Genomic DNA, 1,781 nt, shown 5'->3' with positions numbered 1-1,781 from the left:
GCCGGAGTACATGGTTCCGTCGGCCGTGGTGGTGCTGGAGGAGTTCCCGCTGACGGCGAACGGCAAGGTGGATCGCAAGGCCCTGCCCGAACCGGTGTATGCGGCGGGTGCGGGTCGGGCACCGGCGACGGTGCAGGAGGAGTTCCTGTGCCAGGCGTTCGCGCAGGTGCTGGGACTCGACCGGGTCAGCGTCGATGACGACTTCTTCGCCCTGGGCGGGCACTCGCTGTCGGCGATGCGGTTGGTGAGCCGGGTGCGTGCGGGGCTGGGTGTGGAATTGTCGTTGCGGGTGTTGTTCGAGCGTCCGACGCCGGCCGCGATCGCGGCGTGGAAGGGGGAGGCCGGCAAGGGCCGTGCGGCGTTGGTGCCGATGGTGCGTCCGGAGCGGGTGCCGCTGTCGTTCGCGCAGCGCCGGCTGTGGTTCCTGGGGCAGTTGGAGGGGTCGAGCGCGACCTACAACATTCCGATGGCGATGCGGCTGAGCGGGGAGTTGGACCGCGGGGCCCTGGCTGAGGCGCTGCGGGACGTGATCGGGCGGCACGAGGTGCTGCGCACTGTCCTGCCGCTGGCGGATGGCGGGCCGTTCCAGCGGGTGCTGTCGCCGGAGGAGTGCGGGTTCGGGCTGTCGGTGGTCGAGGTGGCGCCGCAGGAGCTGGACGCGGCGGTGGCGGAGGCGGTCGGGTACGCATTCGACCTGATAGCGGAGATCCCGCTTCGGGCGACGCTGCTCGCGCTCGGCGAGGCCGAGCACGTGCTGGTGGTGGTGGTTCACCATATTGCCGGGGACGGCTGGTCGACGGCGCCGTTCGCGCGGGATCTGTCGGTCGCGTACGCGGCACGGCTGGGCGGTGCGGCGCCGGTGTGGGAGCCGTTGCCGGTGCAGTACGCGGACTACGCCCTGTGGCAGCGGGAGTTGCTCGGCGACGAGCAGGATCCGGACAGTGTGCTGTCCAGGCAGGTGGCGTACTGGCGCGAGGCGTTGGCGGGGGTGCCGGAGGAGTTGGAGCTGCCGGTGGACCGCCAACGCCCGGCGACGGCTTCGCACCGCGGTGAGAGTGTGGAGCTGGCCGTCTCCGCGCAGCTGCACCAGCGACTGGCGGCGCTGGCCCGGGAGCGGGGGGCGACCCTGTTCATGGTGCTGCAGGCGGCGTTGGCGGTGACGTTGAACCGCCTGGGGGCGGGGGTGGACATCCCGATCGGGTCGCCGGTCGCCGGACGCACCGACGAGGCGCTGAACGACCTGGTCGGGTTCTTCGTCAACACCCTGGTGATCCGGACCGACCTGTCCGGTGACCCGACCTTCGACGAGGTGCTGGAGCGGGTCCGGGAGACCAGCCTGCGCGCGTTCGAGCATCAGGACGTGCCGTTCCAGAAGCTGGTGGAGGAGCTGTCGCCGAACCGGTCGACGGCACGCCAGCCGCTGTTCCAGGTCGTGCTCGCCCTGCAGAACAACGAGTCGGCACGGCTGGAGCTGCCCGGTCTGCTCGCCGAGGGCCTGCCGCCCGGTCTGGTGCTCGGCAAGTTCGACCTGGACCTGAACCTGAGCGAGGCGTTCGATGCCGACGGTGCGCCGGCCGGTTTGCGGGGTGTGCTCCTGGCGGCGGCGGACCTGTTCGATGCGGAGACCGTGCGGCGGATCGCGGGCTGGTTGCTCCAGGTTCTGGAGACGGTGACGACGCAGCCGGAGACGCGGTTGAGCGCTGTGGACGTGATGGGCGCGGATGAGCGTCGCCTGCTCCTGGAGGAGTGGAACGACACGGGTGTTGCTGCTCCTGTGCGGT

General features: G+C 70.9%; 1 protein-coding gene. It reads left to right on the top strand.

What is annotated here, in order from left to right; translation table 11 throughout:
• Nucleotides 1-1,781, top strand: a 1,781-nt coding sequence (locus tag ACZ3UD_RS37645; protein WP_465598612.1) for a condensation domain-containing protein, incomplete at both ends; no start/stop codon positions are given.

It is taken from the genome of Kitasatospora sp. NPDC023118, assembly GCF_055560875.1.
Note: the sequence above shows the minus strand (reverse complement) of the source record. Positions and strands in the feature narration are given on the sequence as shown.